Source organism: Mycobacterium angelicum (assembly GCF_002086155.1).
Lineage (GTDB): Bacteria > Actinomycetota > Actinomycetes > Mycobacteriales > Mycobacteriaceae > Mycobacterium > Mycobacterium angelicum.
In genome coordinates this window covers 1-261 of sequence record NZ_MVHE01000412.1, presented here as the reverse complement: position 1 = coordinate 261, position 261 = coordinate 1, and the positions used below count along the sequence as shown (strand labels likewise).

Below are 261 nucleotides of genomic sequence, written 5' to 3'. Positions count from 1 at the left end.
TTCGTGGCGGGCCATAACACCGGTTTCGGGAACTCGGGTTCGCTCAACACGGGCATGGGAAACGCCGGGGGCGTGAATACCGGTTTCGGAAACGGCGGCGCAATAAACCTCGGCTTCGGGAACTCGGGCCAGTTGAATGCGGGCAGCTTCAACGCGGGCAGCATCAACACGGGCAACTTCAATTCCGGACAAGGCAATACCGGTGATTTCAACGCCGGCGTCAGAAATACCGGCTGGTCAAACTCGGGCCTCACTAACACC

General features: G+C 59.4%; 1 protein-coding gene. It reads left to right on the top strand.

From position 1 onward, the window contains the following. Nucleotides 1–261: pentapeptide repeat-containing protein (locus tag BST12_RS30045; RefSeq protein WP_211281449.1), on the top strand; the 261-nt coding region annotated here is incomplete at both ends.